The following is a 19,709-nucleotide window of genomic DNA, read 5'->3' as shown; positions in this document are numbered from 1 at the left end:
CTGAGCATCCTCTAACGCTTGTTGCGCGGCAGCGTTAGCATCTTGGGCTGCCGCTACTTTGTTTTGTGCATCCGTTAGGTCATTGATGCCATCTGCGTTTTTATCATTAACCGCAGGCACATCTACCCCAGTAACGCCATCAAGTTGACCTTGCAAGCTCTCTTTGCCTTTACTTCGATCAAGTGCATCAATGGCATCTTGCGCAGCATCTTTAGCCTCTTGTACCGCTTGGTTAGCAGCGATGATAGCTTTCTGCTCATCTGGACTGATTAAGCCGTCTTCTTGAGCATCATCACGCGCCTGGCTCGCTGCTTGCTCCGCTTTTTTCGCAGCATCAACAAGCTCTTGTACTTGCTGGGCAGCTGTATCGTCTAAACCATCATTGTTAGCGTCATTAACGCCAGGTACATTAATGCCTTCAACCTGATTGAGATCAGCTTGTAAACTTTCTTTGTCTTCACTTGGCGCTAGTCGACTAATAGCCTCTTGTGCAGCTTGTTTAGCTGTATCAATAGCCTCTTGTAGAGCTTGTAGTTCACTGTTCTCTTTTGGTGAGATAACACCATCAGTCTGAGCATCCTCTAACGCTTGTTGCGCGGCAGCGTTAGCATCTTGCGCTGCCGCTACTTTGTTTTGTGCATCCGTTAGGTCATTGATGCCATCTGCGTTTTTATCATTAACCGCAGGCACATCTACCCCAGTAACGCCATCAAGTTGACCTTGCAAGCTCTCTTTGCCTTTACTTGGATCAAGTGCATCAATGGCGTTTTGCGCAGCATCTTTAGCGTCTTGTACCGCTTGGTTAGCAGCGATGATAGCTTTCTGCTCATCTGGACTGATTAAGCCGTCTTCTTGAGCAGTATTACGCGCCTGGCTCGCTGCTTGCTCCGCTTTTTTCGCAGCATCAACAAGCTCTTGTACTTGCTGGGCAGCTGTATCGTCTAAACCATCATTGTTAGCGTCAGTGACACCAGGCACATCTACCAAAGCGATGCCATCAAGTTGACCTTGCAAGCTCTCTTTGCCTTTACTTGGATCAAGTGCATCAATGGCGTTTTGCGCAGCATCTTTAGCGTCTTGTACCGCTTGGTTAGCAGCGATGATAGCTTTCTGCTCATCTGGACTGATTAAGCCGTCTTCTTGAGCAGTATTACGCGCCTGACTCGCTGCTTGCTCCGCTTTTTTGGCAGCATCAACAAGCTCTTGTACTTGCTGGGCAGCTGTATCGTCTAAACCATCATTGTTAGCGTCATTAACGCCAGGTACATTAATGCCTTCAACCTGATTGAGATCAGCTTGTAGACTTTCTTTGTCTTCACTTGGCGCTAGTCGACTAATAGCCTCTTGCGCAGCTTGTTTAGCGGTATCAATAGCCTCTTGTAGAGCTTGTAGTTCACTGTTCTCTTTTGGTGAGATAACACCATCAGTCTGAGCATCCTCTAACGCTTGTTGCGCGGCAGCGTTAGCATCTTGGGCTGCCGCTACTTTGTTTTGTGCATCCGTTAGGTCATTGATGCCATCTGCGTTTTTATCATTAACCGCAGGCACATCTACCAAAGCGATGCCATCAAGTTGACCTTGCAAGCTCTCTTTGCCTTTACTTGGATCAAGCGCATCAATGGCGTCTTGCGCAGCATCTTTAGCGTCTTGTACCGCTTGGTTAGCAGCGATGATAGCTTTCTGCTCATCTGGACTGATTAAGCCGTCTTCTTGAGCATCATCACGCGCCTGGCTCGCTGCTTGCTCCGCTTTTTTCGCAGCATCAACAAGCTCTTGTACTTGCTGGGCAGATGTATCGTCTAAACCATCATTGTTAGCGTCAGTGACACCAGGTACATTAATCCCATCAACCTTATCTAAACGCTCGTTCAGGTCTGTTTTCTTATCACTGTCAGGTAGCGTATTAACCGCTGCTTGTGCGGCAGCTTTAGCTTCAGTAACGGCTTGGTTTAAGTCGTTTAGATGCTGTTGCTCGGTATCGCTAATCACACCGTCGTCTTTGGCATCTTTTAAGGCATCTTCGGCAGCTTTTTCGGCCTGTTCTGCCTCTTCTACTAAGTTTGTGGCGGTGTTCTCAAGCGCATCGTCAATACCGTTAGCGTTGCTATCGGTCACTTTAGGCACTTCAACGCCGCCAATTTGATCGAGCTGATCTTGCAAGTCCTCTTTAGTGCTGCTTGGTGGCAACTGATCAATCTTGTCTTGCGCGTCGGCTTTGGCATCTTCTACTGCCTGATTGGCAGCGATGATGTCTTGTTGCTCTTGTGGGGTAATACCGTCATCTTGTTGGGCATTGTCTTTTTGCTGCTGCGCTGCTTGTTCGGCCTCTTTTGCCTTGTCGATAGCGTCTTGTACGTCTTGTGCTGCCGCGTCATCAACACCATCACCATCTTGATCAGTCACCGCAGGCACAACTATGCCATCAATCTGATCGAGTCGATCGTTCAGCTCGGTTTTCTCATCACTCTCTGGAAGCTTGTCTACTGCTTGATGAGCATCTTGTTTGGCATCGGTAACCGCTTGGTTTAATTCTTCCAGCTTTTTATTTTCTTCAGGTGTGATCACGCCATCATCATTGGCATCTTTTAAGGCATCTTCGGCAGCTTTTTCGGCCTGTTCGGCTTTTTCGACCAGATGAGTTGCTTTCTGAATAGTATTTGAGTTATCTATTGAATTATCGTTGTGACTATCCTTACTCGATCCACTACCATCTCCCAAAGCGACACCCACGGCACCTACTCCAGAAAGACCAACTAACCAAGGTAATGCATTAAACCCTTCAAAATTAGCAGCGCCTACCCACCATGGTGACACCTGAGACTCACCTCCTAAGGCTTGCCCTTCAATGTCTCCATTAGCTAACTCAGTCACATAATCAGCAACTTCACCGCTATCAGGAATGTAGTAGTAATATTGACCGCTCTCACTGCGACCGATTAATGCACTATCGGGGTAGTTATAAAAGCCTTCAATAATGAGATCACTGTCTTGTCCGTCATTACTAAATGAGATATGTAAATCTTTACCATGGCGTTTGGTAACTATATGACTAGGTGCAAAACCCGTCTCTTGATCAAATAGCTCATAATTTACCTTTTGAACGGCATGAATTACGGTCGGTATACCATCTTGAGTAACAATTTTATGTTCCGCAAGGGTTTGTGTTTCATTGTTTATTTTAAGAATAAGTGTTTTCATAAGGTTCTCTATGTAAAATTGAATAATCAGGTTGAAAAATAAGAAAAAATTCAGGATAAATATGAAGGATAGTGAAGAATAAAAACCGCTTAAAATTTAATCGCGAATGAATAAGGTTTGATAAATAAGGCTAGAAAAAGTGTATGTTAATCATAATTTTATATTAAAACTGGACTTTTGTTTATTATGGATTATAAACCTAAAAATAAGTAAAATCATTCGTATTTTTTGAACATTAAGATAAATTAACTTAATTGATACAGGAAAGCTTAATAGCTAAATATTACTAATATTTTCAATATGTTAGAAAAAATTAAATAATAATTCATAAAATAAGAACAAATGTTTTAATATGAATTCCGGCCCGGTAAAAAGTTTGTCGAAATTATTAATATTACAATTTAGTCACATTTAGAATATAAAAAAGTAAAAACTCCATAACACCTTAGGGAATTATGGAGGTTTAAAATTATGTCTGAATCTTTAGCCTATACTACTTAAAATGTAGTTAACGGTTATGATGCATTACTAGTGTAAAGCTTTCATCTTGGTCTGAGCGAAGATGGACTTTGAGAAGATTTAACGTTGGGATGTTATATGATGATATAAAAGGTTAATGGGTATTCATTTTAAGCCATATCCTAATATCAATATGGCAATCTCGAGAAGTTGTATCTAGGATTGCAGAGGTATTATTAAAAAGACTTTTGAAGAAATATGTAGCCAAATTTGCTACTATGTCGATGCCACTTAGGAGTACAATACATGGCCAATAAATCTCAAGACCTTGATCAAAATAAGAAAAAACAACTGTTGCAACACTATCTGCAAAAGCTAATAAAAGAGGATCCTACCCTCTACTATTCTTCAACCACTGAAATTGCGCGTGGTCTTCATCCTATGTTAAAAGAGCATCTCAACAGAATGTCGGTAGAAGACCAAGCGTTGATGAAGAATCTTTCGGTGAGAGATATCGAAATGTTATTAAGTTTTCATTAAAGATCAGCGATTTATATATCGTTAATTCTAAACTCATATACTTTATTTTCACTATATAAAACGTCATTGACACACTATATGAGACTTCGTTAAATAGTGGTTTCTTAGTATTTTTTTAATTCTATTATGTGGTTACTCTTTTTGTGGTTGATATGACAATTACAATTATTAAAACCACACACCATTGAATAAAGATCTCAGCTTTACCTAAAATATTTGCCTTAGTTATAACTATTTGGATTAATTCAAAACGATTAAATAATTTTGTCAATGCACGTTATAGCTGGAGTTCATTATGCCGTTATACCTTGATCAAGCCCTGTCTCAATATGAACCTAAACTAAAGCCTATTGAGCTGTGGCACTACTTTTCAACCTTGACTAACATTCCCCGTCCGTCATTTGAAGAGGATGAAGTGCAGCAGTTTGTTTTAGATTTTGCAGAAGAATTAGGACTTTGGGCGGAGCGTGATGAGGTGGGCAACGTCTTAGTACGAAAACCTGCGACAAAAGGCATGGAGAATGCACCGGGTGTCATTCTACAAAACCATCTAGATATGGTGGCACAAAAAAATGAAGACAGTGAACATGACTTTAGCACTGATCCTATTATTACCTATCTTGATGATGCCTGGGTAACAGCAGACGGAACGACCCTCGGTGCGGATAATGGTATTGGAGTGGCTGCGGCCTTGGCAGTATTAGCATCTGATGATATTGCTCATGGACCTTTAGAGGCCTTATTTACTGCCACTGAAGAGACGGGGATGGTGGGTGCCAAAGGGCTGCAGGCAGGTTGGCTTAATGGAGAGTTACTGCTAAATCTTGATACCGAAGAGTTAGGCGATATTTGTATAGGCTGTGCAGGCGGTGTCGATGCCACCTTTACCCTACCAATTCAATGGGAAGCAACGAGTAACAAACAAGCTTATAAGTTAAGTGTAAAAGGCCTTAAAGGCGGTCATTCAGGGATTGATATTATCAAACAACGAGGGAACGCTGCGTTAATCGTTGCCAGACTTTTGGACAGTGTATCAAGCACCATTCAGGTGGCTGAGATTAACGCCGGTAATTTACGTAATGCCATCCCCCGTGAAGGATTTTCAGTATTTACCAGTGACGTAGAGGCTACCGAACTTAGCGGTCAGATTCTTGCTGAAGTTGATATCATACGCCGTGGTTTACCTCCTGAAGACAGAGCCTTTACCGTTAACATTGAAGCGACTGAGTTACCAAGCCAAGTTTGGAATTCAAAGACGCAAACCAATATTTTAACGGTGCTTCGTTTGTGTCCAAATGGTGTGGATCGCATGAGCATGGACACTCAAGGTGTGGTAGAAACCTCGGTTAACCTTGCTAAAATTGATACTCAAGTGGATCAGCTTGAAATTCAAAACTTGCTGCGCTCGTTGGATGATGGGGCACGCGATGACTTGGCTAATAGAATGACACGTTTGTTTGAATCTTTTGGAGCGACCTCTCATTTAGACGGAGAATATCCGGGTTGGAAGCCTGCCCCACAGTCGCCGCTTACCGATACTGTCATTAGTGAAGGTCGCAAAGTATTGGGCGTCGAGCCTAATGTCACGGTTATTCACGCCGGCTTAGAGTGCGGACTGTTAGGACACAATTATCCTCATTGGCAAATGGTATCGTTTGGTCCGACTATTCAAATGCCGCATTCACCTGATGAAAGAGTCAATATCGAAAGCGTTGACAAGTTCTGGCAATGGTTAGTCCAGGTGTTGGGGTCATTAAAGTCTGCTTAACATTTAACAATGGTCTTCACTGATCTGTCATTGATATTTAATAGAGCGTAACCGAACATAAAACTCTCTTATTAATTATAACTTTTGCTATCATATTTCTTGTATCTGACCTATTCAAACAGGTTTACCTTTCAAAATGGGGCTAACTTTGTCTTAGCCTCTTTTTTTTAAGCTCATAACCCCTTTTTAAACTCATAACCAGTTGCAAAATTTTAATCAACCATACGTCTTAGTTTTATATTCACTTTTTAATTTTATCATCCTTGAACTTTAAAGTAGTCTTCCTTAAATTTTAAAACAGTAGAGACATAAGCTATGGATTTTTTAGGCTTTACCTTCGATATTAATACGCTCACCGAGAATGCCTTTCAAATTATTGTTCGACTTATTTTAGCAATACTAATCTTTGTCATCGGTCGCTGGGTTGCAAAAAAGATTGTCAACGTTACCCACGGTGTCATGAGCCGCAGTCATTTGGAAGAAACCGCAGCAAGCTTCTTAAGTCGACTGCTCTATGGCGTCTTGCTAGTGATTGTCATCCTCGCCGCTTTAAATCAAGTCGGCATACATACGACCTCTATTGTGGCAATCTTGGGGGGTGCCGCTTTAGCCATTGGTCTCGCTTTAAAAGATCAATTATCAAACTTTGCCGCTGGTATATTGATTGTCATATTCCGACCTTTCGTACGTGGGGACTATGTTCAAATTAGCAGCTATACCGGTACCGTCACTGATATTACCTTAATTAATACTCACATCACCACCATCAACAACCACGATGTGGTCATCCCCAACAGTGATATTAGTACCTCCGCCATTGTCAATTACACGTCGTTACCAAACCGCCGAGTCGATATAACAGTTGGTATTGGTTACGATGCTAATATAAAGCAGGCCAAAGATGTCTTATTGGATACTGTCAAAAACAATCCTTTGGCCTTCAAGGATCCAGAACCTGTGGTTAGGGTTACTAACTTAGGCGATAACTCAGTCGACTTAACCTTAAATGTATGGTCATCTAATGAGGATTGGTGGGCGATGCAGTGTCAATTACTTGAAGACTTCAAAGTCGCATTAGATAATAACAGTATTGATATTCCTTTCCCGCAGCGCAGTATTCACGTTTCTGGTTTGGATGACATCGTAAAAAAGTCTAGCGACACGAACGTATCGCCTAATTCATCCTCTAACTAATCTTCTTATTGAAGACGCACGGAAATTAAAAATTTTAAACTCTTATAGGCGACTGAAGGTTATTCATAATCGTTTAGCTCTACCTTTCAAAGAGTTCAAATTAAAGGGATTAAATAAACGATGACCAGTCGTCACAAATACTAAATCTGTAACGCTCTATTATTAATTAACAAACATAAAATAAGCGAGAGAATCTATGTCTGATAAGTCTGATCAATTTATTAAATCTAAAGCAGCGGTGGCTTGGGGCCCTAATGAACCTCTAAAAATTGAAGAAGTAGATGTCATGCTGCCTCGTAAAGGGGAAGTTCTGGTCAAAATACTTGCCAGCGGCGTGTGTCATACCGATGCTTATACCCTATCGGGCGCAGACCCTGAAGGTGTTTTTCCCGCTATTTTAGGTCATGAAGGCGGCGGTATTGTAGAGCAAGTAGGCGAAGGGGTGACCAGTGTAGAAGTTGGTGATCATGTGATTCCGTTATACACAGCGGAGTGTGGTGTCTGCAAAATGTGCCGCTCTGGTAAGACCAATCTATGCTCTGCGGTACGTGAAACTCAAGGTAAAGGGCTTATGCCAGACGGCACTACCCGCTTCTATAAAGACGGCGAACCCATTTATCATTATATGGGCTGCTCAACGTTCTCAGAATATACGGTACTACCAGAGATTTCACTTGCCAAAGTCAATAAAGAAGCACCTCTTGAAGAGGTCTGTCTATTAGGCTGCGGCGTCACTACCGGTATGGGTGCCGTGATGAATACCGCCAAAGTTGAAGAAGGCGCCACAGTGGCAATCTTCGGTCTTGGCGGTATCGGACTATCTGCGGTCATCGGCGCTACGATGGCTAAAGCCCGTCGCATTATCGGTATCGATATTAATGAAAGCAAATTTGAGCTGGCTAAAAAACTCGGTGCCACTGATTGCATTAACCCAAAAGACTATGACAAGCCCATCCAAGAGGTTATTGTCGAGCTGACAGATGGCGGTGTCGATTATTCGTTTGAATGTATCGGTAATGTGGATGTCATGCGCTCTGCTTTAGAATGCTGTCATAAAGGTTGGGGGGAGTCTATTATCATTGGTGTCGCAGGCGCCGGTGAAGAGATCTCCACTCGTCCGTTTCAGCTAGTCACAGGTCGCGTCTGGAAAGGTTCCGCATTTGGCGGTGTGAAGGGTCGCAGTGAATTACCAGGCTATGTCGAGCGTTATCTTGCCGGCGAAATTCCATTACAAGACTTTATTACTCATACCATGCCACTTGAAGACATTAATGAGGCTTTTGAGTTAATGCATGAGGGTAAAAGCATTCGCAGTGTGATTCACTTTGATGCCCTTGAATCTGAGTCTTAAAACGGCTTAAGTAAAAGAAATCATTTAACAAAATCACTCTACAACATTCAAAAGACCATTTTAAAAAAAGACCATTTGTACGTAACAAATGGTCTTTTTTTAATTTCCAATTTAGGTTAGCGATAGGTAATATACTTTAAAATGGTTATAAGGCAACCGAGCGCTACTACTAATGGGGGCTTAATGAGGCTAATGTGTCCAGTTGTCGCGTTCATGTATGTAGGTAACCGTATTCATAAGGTGACATTCAACTTGTACTTTAAGTGATTTAAATTTAGTGCATTAAGTGCGGTGATTAAAGTCGCTATTCACCGCATATTATGCAGGGATTAATAGCTGTATTCAATGCAATTTGATTTGAAATCTATTTTTTATTGCTCAGGATCTATTATTTATTGAACTTACGTAAATAACGATATTTAAATATTTATCGGCGACTGAGGATCACTTATTAAACATCTGACTTTACCTCTCAAACAATGTAAATAGGTGATTACCAAGCCCACAAATTTTAATTCTGCGTAAGTCCAAATTTAATAACCCTCTGATTTATTGATAGGCCAGTATACTCTATAATATGCCCGTCTTTATTATTTTAAAAACCAAACCTTAATCCCTTAGTCTAAGAATTACTTTTTAACATTAGGACCTAGTTGTTCTAAAAGCTGATTAACAGTCGCTAAATCACCCTCTTTAAGCAAAACCATCATTAAATGTTACTAACACAAAGGTAATGACATGACATCTTCTCATCAAAGCATTCAAGCCACATTGACCACTAAAGCATCAGATAAACCTCAAGAATCTCATAAGCCAGAGCTACTTTGCCCAGCGGGTACATTTAAAAATATGCAATACGCTTTTGCTTACGGTGCTGATGCAGTCTATGCCGGTCAAGCTCGTTATAGCCTACGGGTACGTAATAATGATTTTGATGAAGAGAATTTACGCCGCGGTATCGATTATGCTCATAGCCTGGGCAAGAAGTTCTATGTGGTAGTCAATATTCAAGCTCATAACGCCAAGTTAAAGACCTTTATTGAAGACATTCGCCCCGTCGTTGAAATGCAACCTGATGCCTTGATTATGTCTGATGCGGGCATGATTATGATGGTGCGTGAACATTTCCCCGATATAGAAATCCATCTATCGGTGCAGGCCAATGCCGTAAACTGGGCAACCGTAAAGTTCTGGAAGCAAATTGGCGTTAGTCGTGTCATTGTCTCTCGTGAATTGTCTTTAAAAGAAATTAGCCAAATTATTGACGAAGTACCTGGTATGGAGATTGAGGTGTTCGTACACGGTGCCTTGTGCATGGCTTACTCTGGGCGTTGTTTATTATCAGGTTATATAAACAAACGTGATGCCAACCAAGGAACCTGTACCAATGCCTGCCGCTGGAATTACAACACGTATAAAGCACATGAAAATGAAGTCGGTGACATCGTTCCTATTAGCAAGGATCACGATGAACAACAAAGTCAAAATAAGCGCACCAACAGTCAACCTCAGCAGTTTGATCCTCAGCAATTTGATAATAGTCAGTCTAATTCTCAACAAACCAACACCGCACCATTTGAAACGATTAATCAACATGGCAATGGGGTTTTGAATACAGGGGTCTTAAATCATACAGGGGTCTTAAATAATGAGGCTACCAAACATAAGGATACAAGCGAAGATTACGTACAGCAACCCAGCGATGAGGTGGTCTTATTAGAAGAGCAAAACCGCCCTGGTGAACTGATGGCCATGTATGAAGATGAGCATGGCACTTACATCATGAACTCTAAAGATTTACGTGCCGTAGAGCTGGTACCCGAACTGACTCAAATGGGCGTTCACTCTTTAAAAATTGAAGGGCGTACTAAGTCGCATTACTACGTTGCTCGAACTGCACAAGTCTATCGCCAAGCCATTGATGACGCCGTCGCTGGCAAGCCATTTGATACAACGTTAATCAGCGCATTAGATGGGCTTGCAAACCGAGGCTACACCGAAGGCTTCTTACGTCGCCACGTCCACAGTGAATATCAAAATTATGACTATGGGGCATCAAAAACGGATAGCCAGCAATTTGTCGCGGAAGTCATCGCTATTACCCCAGAAAAACTGACCTTAGACATTAAGAACAAGTTGGAAGTAGGCGACATCATTGAGATTATGACCCCAGCTGGCAACTTGACCTATACGCTCGAACAGATGGGGGACAAAAAAGGCAATGCCATCGAGGCGGCGCTAGGCTCAGGTTGGACCGCTCAAATTATCAATCCATTTAAAGATATCGATGCAAAACTACTAGAGTTCGCATTAATTATGAAAAACGTTAAGCAACCAATTTTCACGTAATCGCTAAACTATGGGCTGTATACGTATACAAAATCTAGATATTAACCAATCGAGTAAGACAAGCACAAGCACTACTAAGAGTAAGTTCAATGAGTCTGACCAAGACTATCAAGGATAGGTTATTTATAGAAAAGGTATTTATTATAAATTGATTTAAGACAGCTTACTTGAGCGAACTTTTATCGTTAAAGGGTTTAGTTGACGTTATAATAGAAACCAAACTTAACGATAGTCAAACACTTATGTCTAATTTGATAAGAATAATACTCATGATTCTAGGGCTCGTCCTAGCTATAGATTGTACGCTGTTAATTGCTGCTGATAAAATTAACGTTGGTACCGTTGTGCCTTTTTTCATCGGGTTAATTTTTATCATCCATGCCCTATTTTGGAAACGTATATTATCCAGTATTCGAGCACATAAGGTCCTAGGTAGGATATGGAAAGGACTTTGGGTGACTTTTGGTATATGGTTGATTAGTTTTATGCTATTTGCATTTTCGTTGAATGAAACTATCAAACAGACAAACGAGACGTATCAACCGGTTGCGGCCATTATAATTTTAGGAGGTGGTGTGGAAGATGGGGTACCTACACCGACGCTTGCCAGCCGTCTTGACACTGCCGCTCCACTGATTAAAGACCAATCCAATGCTGTAGTGGTCACCAGTGGCGGCATGGGTATGGGAGAGACACGTAGTGAAGGTGAGTCCATGGCTCGCTATTTATACGCATTGCATGGCATACCTTTAGACCATATTATGCATGAAGAGCAAAGCACCAGTACCGAAGAGAACTTCTTATTTACTCAGCCTATTTTGCAACAACAAGGCGTTCAACTCAGTGACCCGATTGCGATTGTAACCAGTGACTTTCATATTCCACGCTCCAAAGCCATTGCAAAAAAACAAGGGTATGAAAATATCATCGCCCTTGCCAGCCCCACCCCACTATCAATACGATATAATGCGTGGTTCCGTGAGTATTTTGCTTATATTAGTGGATGGTTATTGGGAGAATATTAAATGCCACTTAGTGAATAAAGCTATTTGGTAAATATTGATAACACCTTAGTAAATTGTAAGGGTTAATTGGTGAAAATTAGAGTGTGCTGAATTCACTCAAAGCTCGTAAAGGGTTTATCTACAATTATTCTAAGTCTCCATACTGATATTAGGAGAGCGTTATGGCGCTTAAGATAACTTCTGACTGTATCAACTGTGATATATGCGAACCTGAGTGCCCGAATGAGGCGATCAGTTATGAACAAAAGGGTCAAAAAACCTATGTTATTGATCCTAGTCTATGTACCGAATGTGTGGGCTTTTATGAGGCTCCGACCTGTGATAAGGTTTGCCCTATTGACTGTATCATTCAAGATCCTGAGCGCGTCGAAACCGACGCTCAATTAAGACAAAAGCATCAGCAGATTTGGGCCAAATAGTTTTGCGTTAAAAGCTTTGGGTTGAATAAATTTGGTCAAATAGTATCAAAGTTTATAGTACGACAGTTTTTTACTTTAGTCCGACTCAAAACCAATAAAAAGGCTTGCACACTGGCAAGCCTTTTTTAGAATTAAAAGAAAATATATTTAAGCCAGATAGTTCTGTTTAAACGGCTTGTGACAATGCTGATAACGCCCCTTTCAACATCGCCGATACAGTACTAGTATGAGTCCCAATACCTGAGTATATCTCACCATCAACATTTAATTGAATATATGCCGCGGCTTGAGCATTGGTCTTATCGCTATTATTAGCGTCATTACTAATGGCATCATTATTGCCATTAACACCATTAGCAAAAGTTTGCGTCATTGCATGCTCTGAATAGTTAATAATATGAAGCTGTTTTCCCGTATGTCGAGCAACCCCATCGATAAATGAAGACAACGGCCCATTGCCTTTACCGTTAATTTCTACCGTTTCACCATTGATCACCACTTGACCCTGAAACTCGACCTGACCGGCTTTATTATTAACACTATGGTCTAATAACTCAAAGCCTGAATTTTGTAAATATGTGGATTCAAAAGCTTCTAAAATCTCTTCATTTTTAAGCTCACGCGCCGCATCTTCTGCTTTTTGTTGTACCACACGGCTAAAGTCAATTTGCATCCAGCGTGGTAAGTTAAAGCCATAATTACGCTGTAAAATGTAGGCGACCCCGCCTTTCCCAGATTGACTATTAATACGAACCACATCTTGATAACTACGCCCAATATGCGCAGGATCTATGGGCAAGTAAGCCACATCCCAGATATTTTGAGTTGTTTCGCGATTTTTCTCGTTATAATCCAAAGATTTCTTAATGGCATCTTGATGCGATCCACTAAACGCCGTGAATACAAGTTCGCCCACATAAGGATGACGAGGATGCACAGGCAAGTTATTACACTCACTGACTATGTTGACGATTTTACTCATGTCACTAAAATCAAGTTCGGGATCGACACCTTGACTAAACAAATTCATCGCCATGACCATGATGTCCATATTACCCGTACGCTCACCATTGCCAAGCAAAGTACCCTCAATACGGTCTGCTCCGGCGAGCATGCCAAGTTCAGCCGCCGCAATAGCGGTTCCTCTGTCATTATGAGTATGCAAACTAATGATGACATCACTACGCTGCTTTAGATGACGACAAAAATACTCAACTTGATCGGCAAAAATATTTGGCATTGAAGACTCAACGGTTGCGGGTAAGTTGATAATAACTTCTCGACCGTTTTGAGGCTGCCATTCTTCTATGACTGCATCACATACTTCGATTGCAAAGTCCGTTTCAGTTTGGCTAAAGCTTTCTGGAGAATACTGAAACACCCATTGCGTCTCTGGATGCTTGTCAGCATAGTCGTTAAGCATTTTTGCACCATCTAATGCTATCTGTTTAATCTCATCCTTGCTCTTACCATATACTTTATCGCGTTGTACTCGGCTCGTAGAATTGTAGACATGGACAATGGCACGGCGCACGCCTTTTAAGGCCTCAAAAGTGCGTTCAATCAAATGCTCACGCGCCTGCACCAATACTTGAATAGTGACATCATCAGGAATGTGACCCTCTTCGATTAACTTACGCGCGAAGTCAAATTCAACTTGGGCAGCAGAGGGAAACCCAATTTCTATCTCTTTAAAACCGACTTCAACCAGCACTTTAAAAAATTGCATTTTTTGTTCAATGGTCATCGGGTCAATCAAGGCTTGGTTACCATCACGTAGATCTACACTGGTCCAAATCGGCGCTTGAGTAATGGTTTTGTTTGGCCAAGTACGATCAGGTAGGTTTGGCGCAAAAGCAAAAGGCTGATATTTACGAAAATCAAAGGCGTCAAATTTAGGTTTCACTTTTGGTTCAACTGTTTCTGTTTGGCTCATTACTTGGCTCATGGGATGCCCTCTTTGGTCTTTAAATTATCATTTCGGTATATAATTAATTTTAATTGGATATAGGCTAATTAACCTAAATAATCTATCCTAAACAATCTATTCTAAACAATACAAACTATCCTAATGTATGCTGACTATCATACCAAAAACGTTAGCGATTAAATCACCAAAATTTGAGTAAATATGTCATTTAAATAGTGTTTTATTATATATTTTAGATTAAAATTAGTGATACTCTCTATTTATTGAACGGGATAACAAATAAATGTCTATTAATAACAACTTTGATAAAGAAAATCAGCAGCTAGACAAAATAGATCATCAAATCATGACCTTACTACAGCAGGATGCTCGTATGAGTATTACTGATATTGCGGAGGCCGTTCACTTATCTGCCACACCTTGCGCAAGACGCGTTAAGCGCTTAGAGGAAGCAGGTATTATTACCGGTTATCACGCATCGGTTGACCCACAGAAGCTTGGCTATAGCTTAGCTATATATATAGCAGTCGGTATGGATAAGCATACTGCCGATCGCTTCGCTGAGTTTGAAAATAAAATTCAAAGCTTTGAAGAAGTCGTCAGCTGTAGTATCGTAACAGGTCGCAGGGAAGATTACTTACTGAAAGTCGTCGTGAGAAATATGGCCCATTATGAAGAGTTTTTATTACACCGCCTAAATCGAATTGAAGGCGTTAGCCAAGTGCATACCAGCTTTGAGCTACGCGAAGTATTTAACCGCGGCATTATTAAATAAGCGATTAAATAAGCGATTAAATAACTGATTAAATAAGTTAAAGCTAAACCTGAATGACCTGAATGATTAGAGTCATCTAAAAATCCGTGGGTTACGCTTCGCTTTACCACTCGCTACAACTATTGATCATTGATGGGTTATTTTATAGAAAAGGTATAGTTTTGAAATCGATAACTATCTGGATGAGCAACCATTGGCGCCTTATAGAATATATACTCAAGCCATAGCGGTACTTAAGCATCTCTTTTTTCTGGCAATTGACTTGAGGCTATCTGATAAAACACCGCTGCCGAAAAAACAATCAGAATAGGAATAAGCATAGCGGCATAGCCTATTTTGAAAAATCCTAAAGCCCCTACCACACCGCCGCCACAGAAGCTGTACCATATAATCGCTTGAAACCCCAAGGTCATCTTACTAATCGGACGCCCCGCTAACCAGTTGCCGATAGCAGCACCCATATCGGACGTTAATCCCGTTAAGTGTGTCGTTCGAATGACAGCGCCACTATAGGTTGCGACCATCGCGTTTTGTAACCCACACGCCATAGCGGCAAGCATTTGTCCAAAGTAATCATGATGAAAAAATAGTATAAAGCTACAGATCAACAGTCCCGCTTCAGCAAATAAAGCCAGTCCATATTGACGCCCAAGCTTTAAAGAATGCTGACCTACCAGATAACCACTTAAAATAGCACCTGATAAAAAGGACAACAGTGAGGCGCCAATAAATAAAAGAGACGACCAATCCATTGCTGCAATGGCTGCTGAGAATAAGCTTACGTTACCTGTGACATGTGATACCGATAGCTGTGTAAAGCCACTTAAGGCAATGATATTGACGCAGCCTGCACTAAACGCAAGTACCGCCCCACCTACTAAAATCCACCGAGGTAATTTGGTTATCATATTAACTTCTTATGGGACACTTTTTAGTTCTAAAACCTTAATTAACAGCTTATAGTTTATACGATTAAGCTATGCGCTTAATTTATGCGATTAGGTTAAGCCTGACGCCCTAATAAATTAACCCTTGCATCATTAAACATATCCATATCAGGGGCTAGCGTACGCATAAAGCGATCAAAATATAGCATCTGCTTAGTCAATAAGGCAAAATCTCTAGGAAAATGAATACCGTGACGCTTACCCACCTCGACGATCTCTAGCATCATTTTATTGAGCTCGTCCGCCTGCTCTTTGCTATTAAAAGCTTTACCACTGGTGTAGGTTTTATCTTCAGCCATAATACGGGTGATCATCTTAGCAAGATCGCCCGCCAACTGGGCTTGGTCAACATGCTCACGCTCATGAGTCATGCCCATGTCTATCATACATTGCGCCATGGTGACATAGTCATTTTCATTGAGTGCCTGCATCATGCCCATACAAGCCTGCCAACTCTCCGGTTTTAACTTACCGACAATACCAAAGTCAATAAAACCAATGCGCCCATCTGTCAGCAGCATCAAGTTGCCCGCATGTAGATCGGCGTGGAAGCTATTACAAAACATGAGGCTTGCAAACCAAGTATTAAGGGTATCTGCCATGACCTGTGCAGGATCATCACAGTATTGACGCATGGCCACCTCATCCACCATTGACATCCCATGTAGCCGGCTCATAGTTAGTACGCGTTTTGTCGTTAGCTCTTCCACCACTTCGGGGGCCACAACTTGCTTATTGCCGGTCATTTGCAAAAACTGTTGAAAGTCATCAATATTTTTAGCTTCTGCAATGAAGTCAGTCTCAGCAATCATTCGGATGCGAATCTCATCTATAATCGGTGAAATATTAGCAAAACGCATCTGTGGCATCAGCCTCTCAACAAGCTTAGTCACGGCATGCAGCACACCAAGATCAGTCTGCATGATGACATCAACATCAGGCTTTTGCACTTTTAACACAACCTCACGGCCATTATGCAATGTGGCGGCGTGAACTTGTGCAATACTGGCGGATGCTAAGGGTTTTTTATCAATACTGGCGAATTTATCTTCTAGCGTCTCTGAGCCCTCAAGCAGCTCTTCTGTTAAGACCTGCTCAATATACTTAAACGGCAGAGGTGTGGTCTGATCCAAGCAGCCTTGAAAGGCAATCACATAGTCACGAGGAAATAACGAGGGCGTACTGGCGATAAACTGACCAATCTTAATATAGGTAGTGCCTAACTGTTCAAAGGTTTCTCTTAGCATGACGGCATCGGGACGCTCCCCTTTTGCCACTCTTAACGCTGAAAGGCCTGCTACGCTAGCAGTGTGACGAACACGATTGGCAACATTTAACGATCTTTTTAATAAATTTGGCATATTTTCGGGTTCTTCTTATTCTAGGTTTGAAGTTTATAAGCATCTAGTTTATAAGCATCTAGTTTATAAGTTCTATGGTTTTTAACTTTAAGGGTTTAGTTTGTTGAATGGTTTTGTAAGTTTATAGGTATAGGCTTAGTATATGACTGCCTAAACATTTTAAAAGGGTTAATGCGACATTTATTAGAGCATGTGTGGCATTTTTTGAATATCATAAACGTAAGCTATTAGGTCTAACCATTCTAGGTCTAACTATTAAAGTAAGTCTTACTATTAGACAGTACATCTGATGGATTCAACTATAAATAACGAAACTAGAATTAACCAAACTAGATATGAAGATCATGACCACAACGATCACAAAACTGAGCAGCAGCTGCATGACCAAACTTACCACAATTTGGACAAGTTATCGGATGCAACTGCGGTCGCATACTCTTTGAAAGCTCTGAGGTGAAAATACCTGTGGGTACCGCAATGATTGAATAACCGGTAATCATTACCATGCTTGCAATGGCCTGACCTAAGGGCGTCTTAGGCGACATATCCCCATATCCGACAGTCGTCAAGGTGACAATTGCCCAATATATAGACACGGGGATACTGGTAAACCCATTTTCAGGGCCTTCCACCACATAGACCACTGAGCCAAATATCGTGACTAATAGTAATACCGATAAGAAGAATACGGTAATTTTTTGCTGGCTGGTTTTAAGTGCAGAGGCTAAAAAACCCGCCTGCTGCATATAGGCTTTGAGCTTTAGTACCCTAAAGACACGTAATATTCGTAGAATACGAACAACAATTAGATACTGCACACCGCCGAAAATAAGACTTAAGTAACTGGGTAATACCGATAATAGATCCACAACCCCAAAGAAACTAAAAATATAACGAAAGCGATTGGGCGCGGAGAATAACCGTAATAGATACTCAATAGTAAACAAAATAGTAAAGAACCATTCTGCATAGAAAAATATCAAACCATATTGCAAACGCAAATAAAGCACACTGTCTAACATGACCACGCCGACACTGGCAGCGATTGCGATCAGTAAGACAATGTCAAAAAATTTACCTAAAGGGGTATCTGTCCCTTCAATCACAATATGAATGCGATTTCGTAAAGTATTGAGCTTATTTAAGGTGAGTTTTTTCATATATAAGGGTAACTGGTCTATAATACCTTGACATTATACGTGATTAATTCAGCAATGTTACCTATTGCATCAACTTTGTTGGCAGTCATGCTCATTTAATGATTTGATCAACCTCCTAGTTGTGTCTTTAATTGCATTATTTATGACGTTATCTTGAATGCCAAACCTTTATTTTCATCCTCTGATAGCAGTCTTGCAAATCTAATATTTCTGATATAATTATACGTTCAACGTATTAAAAACATCTCTTACGGTCGTCGCTGTCTATTAACAAACTCTTAATTTTATAGGTTTTATTCTTTAGTATTAGCGACCGATTATAGCTAATGAACTATTCACTTAACATATTTACTTCACAATTTGACATCACACTTTTAATAAGGATAAACAGATTATGGCGGGTCATTCTAAATGGGCAAATATTAAGCACAAGAAGGCCAAAGAAGATGCCAAACGTGGCAAAATCTTTACCAAAATAATTCGTGAGCTTGTCTCAGCTACCAAACAGGGTGACCCAGACCCAGAGAGTAACCCTCGCCTGCGCGCCGCCGTTGAAAAAGCACTGTCCGCTAATATGACCAAAGACACCATTAAGCGTGCCATTGAACGCGGCGCTGGTAACAGTGAAGGCGGCGAGATGGATGAGCTGACTTACGAAGGTTATGGGGTTGGCGGCGTTGCTGTTTTGGTTGAGACAATGACGGATAATGTCAATCGTACCGTGAGTGAAGTGCGTCACGCGTTTACTAAATATGATGGTAATCTTGGCACAGCAGGTTCGGTATCCTATCTTTTTAACAAACGTGGTGAAATTACCTTTGATGATGTGTCACTCGAAGATGAAATCTTGCTTGTGGCTTTAGAGGCAGGCGCGTTAGACATTGAAAATGACGGTGAGACGCTTATGGTGATAACTGAGCCTGATAGTTTTGGTGTGGTTAAAGATGCATTAAATGACGCCGGTTACGAATCTAGCAATGCTGAAGTGACTATGTCTCCCTCTACTACAGCAGTCATTGACAATATCGATGATGCTGAAAAAGTCATGAAGATGATAGACATGTTAGAAGACTTAGATGACGTACAAGACGTTTATACCAATGTTGATTTTCCAGATGAGATTTTAGAACGACTCGGCGCTGACTAGTCTGTCATTAAATTTCGATACTTTAATGACCTATTCAAACAAACAGCCCGCTATATTTCATAGCGGGCTGTTTTATTAAAGAAGAT

The 19,709-nt window shown here is 41.1% G+C and carries 14 protein-coding genes; 9 read left to right on the top strand and 5 right to left on the bottom strand.

Annotated features, from left to right (window positions below):
- On the bottom strand, window positions 1-3,198 hold a 3,198-nt coding region (locus tag AC2SLT_RS12160), incomplete at its 3' end, for a GA-like domain-containing protein (protein ID WP_486547917.1).
- 765 nt (window positions 3,199-3,963) lie between these two features.
- Between AC2SLT_RS12160 and AC2SLT_RS12155 the strand changes: the two genes are divergently transcribed.
- The 7 genes from AC2SLT_RS12155 (at window position 3,964) to AC2SLT_RS12125 (ending at window position 12,303) form a co-directional block, all read left to right on the top strand.
- Window positions 3,964-4,197 carry a hypothetical protein gene (locus tag AC2SLT_RS12155; protein WP_486547916.1) on the top strand — a complete coding sequence of 78 codons (234 nt, stop codon included), beginning with the start codon at window positions 3,964-3,966 and terminating at the stop codon, window positions 4,195-4,197.
- Window positions 4,198-4,492: 295 nt separating this feature from the next.
- The gene (locus tag AC2SLT_RS12150) at window positions 4,493-5,965 is read left to right on the top strand and encodes an aminoacyl-histidine dipeptidase (protein ID WP_486547915.1); all 1,473 of its coding nucleotides are present in this window, start codon (window positions 4,493-4,495) and stop codon (window positions 5,963-5,965) included.
- A gap of 315 nt (window positions 5,966-6,280) precedes the next feature.
- On the top strand, window positions 6,281-7,159 hold the full coding sequence (locus tag AC2SLT_RS12145; protein WP_486547914.1) for a mechanosensitive ion channel family protein: 879 nt from the start codon (window positions 6,281-6,283) through the stop codon (window positions 7,157-7,159).
- A 220-nt stretch (window positions 7,160-7,379) separates the two neighbouring features.
- Entirely contained in the window at window positions 7,380-8,510 is a 1,131-nt protein-coding gene (locus AC2SLT_RS12140; protein WP_486547920.1) for an S-(hydroxymethyl)glutathione dehydrogenase/class III alcohol dehydrogenase, read from the top strand.
- Window positions 8,511-9,359: 849 nt separating this feature from the next.
- Window positions 9,360-10,859 carry a peptidase U32 family protein gene (locus tag AC2SLT_RS12135; RefSeq protein ID WP_486547919.1) on the top strand — a complete coding sequence of 500 codons (1,500 nt, stop codon included), beginning with the start codon at window positions 9,360-9,362 and terminating at the stop codon, window positions 10,857-10,859.
- 269 nt (window positions 10,860-11,128) lie between these two features.
- Window positions 11,129-11,884, top strand: coding sequence for a YdcF family protein (locus AC2SLT_RS12130; protein WP_486547913.1), 756 nt, complete (start codon window positions 11,129-11,131; stop codon window positions 11,882-11,884).
- Between the two features lie 161 nt (window positions 11,885-12,045).
- The gene (locus tag AC2SLT_RS12125; RefSeq protein ID WP_486547912.1) at window positions 12,046-12,303 is read left to right on the top strand and encodes a YfhL family 4Fe-4S dicluster ferredoxin; all 258 of its coding nucleotides are present in this window, start codon (window positions 12,046-12,048) and stop codon (window positions 12,301-12,303) included.
- 166 nt (window positions 12,304-12,469) lie between these two features.
- On the opposite strand, the gene leuA is transcribed toward AC2SLT_RS12125, so the two are convergent.
- On the bottom strand, window positions 12,470-14,239 hold the full coding sequence (gene leuA / locus AC2SLT_RS12120) for a 2-isopropylmalate synthase (protein ID WP_486547918.1): 1,770 nt from the start codon (window positions 14,237-14,239) through the stop codon (window positions 12,470-12,472).
- A gap of 277 nt (window positions 14,240-14,516) precedes the next feature.
- Here leuA and AC2SLT_RS12115 point away from each other — a divergent pair, with 277 nt between their 5' ends.
- Window positions 14,517-15,008 carry an Lrp/AsnC family transcriptional regulator gene (locus AC2SLT_RS12115; RefSeq protein WP_486547911.1) on the top strand — a complete coding sequence of 164 codons (492 nt, stop codon included), beginning with the start codon at window positions 14,517-14,519 and terminating at the stop codon, window positions 15,006-15,008.
- 233 nt (window positions 15,009-15,241) lie between these two features.
- On the opposite strand, the gene AC2SLT_RS12110 is transcribed toward AC2SLT_RS12115, so the two are convergent.
- The 3 genes from AC2SLT_RS12110 to AC2SLT_RS12100 form a co-directional block, all read right to left on the bottom strand.
- Window positions 15,242-15,916 (bottom strand): YoaK family protein, encoded by a 675-nt coding sequence (locus AC2SLT_RS12110; RefSeq protein WP_486547910.1) that lies wholly within the window; start codon window positions 15,914-15,916, stop codon window positions 15,242-15,244.
- 95 nt (window positions 15,917-16,011) lie between these two features.
- Entirely contained in the window at window positions 16,012-17,316 is a 1,305-nt protein-coding gene (locus AC2SLT_RS12105) for an ABC1 kinase family protein (RefSeq protein WP_486547909.1), read from the bottom strand.
- A 329-nt stretch (window positions 17,317-17,645) separates the two neighbouring features.
- Window positions 17,646-18,476 carry an ion transporter gene (locus AC2SLT_RS12100; RefSeq protein ID WP_486547908.1) on the bottom strand — a complete coding sequence of 277 codons (831 nt, stop codon included), beginning with the start codon at window positions 18,474-18,476 and terminating at the stop codon, window positions 17,646-17,648.
- A gap of 394 nt (window positions 18,477-18,870) precedes the next feature.
- Here AC2SLT_RS12100 and AC2SLT_RS12095 point away from each other — a divergent pair, with 394 nt between their 5' ends.
- Window positions 18,871-19,623: a YebC/PmpR family DNA-binding transcriptional regulator gene (locus AC2SLT_RS12095; protein WP_486547907.1), complete on the top strand. Its 753-nt coding sequence runs from the start codon at window positions 18,871-18,873 to the stop codon at window positions 19,621-19,623.
- The last annotated feature ends 86 nt before the right edge of the window (window positions 19,624-19,709 follow it).

This window comes from Psychrobacter sp. CX18 (genome assembly GCF_057396215.1).
The sequence above is the reverse complement of the archived record's forward strand: the minus strand, read 5'-3'. Positions and strand labels throughout refer to the sequence as shown.

Excerpts from the sequence above, each read along its gene's own strand:
- AC2SLT_RS12155 (WP_486547916.1), top strand. The coding sequence starts at position 3,964 with ATGGCCAATAAATCTCAAGACCTTGATCAAAATAAGAAAAAACAACTG.
- AC2SLT_RS12150 (WP_486547915.1), top strand. The coding sequence starts at position 4,493 with ATGCCGTTATACCTTGATCAAGCCCTGTCTCAATATGAACCTAAACTA.
- AC2SLT_RS12145 (WP_486547914.1), top strand. The coding sequence starts at position 6,281 with ATGGATTTTTTAGGCTTTACCTTCGATATTAATACGCTCACCGAGAAT.
- AC2SLT_RS12135 (WP_486547919.1), top strand. The coding sequence starts at position 9,360 with ATGCAATACGCTTTTGCTTACGGTGCTGATGCAGTCTATGCCGGTCAA.
- AC2SLT_RS12130 (WP_486547913.1), top strand. The coding sequence starts at position 11,129 with ATGATTCTAGGGCTCGTCCTAGCTATAGATTGTACGCTGTTAATTGCT.
- AC2SLT_RS12125 (WP_486547912.1), top strand. The coding sequence starts at position 12,046 with ATGGCGCTTAAGATAACTTCTGACTGTATCAACTGTGATATATGCGAA.
- leuA (WP_486547918.1), bottom strand. The coding sequence starts at position 14,239 with ATGAGCCAAACAGAAACAGTTGAACCAAAAGTGAAACCTAAATTTGAC.
- AC2SLT_RS12115 (WP_486547911.1), top strand. The coding sequence starts at position 14,517 with ATGTCTATTAATAACAACTTTGATAAAGAAAATCAGCAGCTAGACAAA.
- AC2SLT_RS12110 (WP_486547910.1), bottom strand. The coding sequence starts at position 15,916 with ATGATAACCAAATTACCTCGGTGGATTTTAGTAGGTGGGGCGGTACTT.
- AC2SLT_RS12105 (WP_486547909.1), bottom strand. The coding sequence starts at position 17,316 with ATGCCAAATTTATTAAAAAGATCGTTAAATGTTGCCAATCGTGTTCGT.
- AC2SLT_RS12100 (WP_486547908.1), bottom strand. The coding sequence starts at position 18,476 with ATGAAAAAACTCACCTTAAATAAGCTCAATACTTTACGAAATCGCATT.
- AC2SLT_RS12095 (WP_486547907.1), top strand. The coding sequence starts at position 18,871 with ATGGCGGGTCATTCTAAATGGGCAAATATTAAGCACAAGAAGGCCAAA.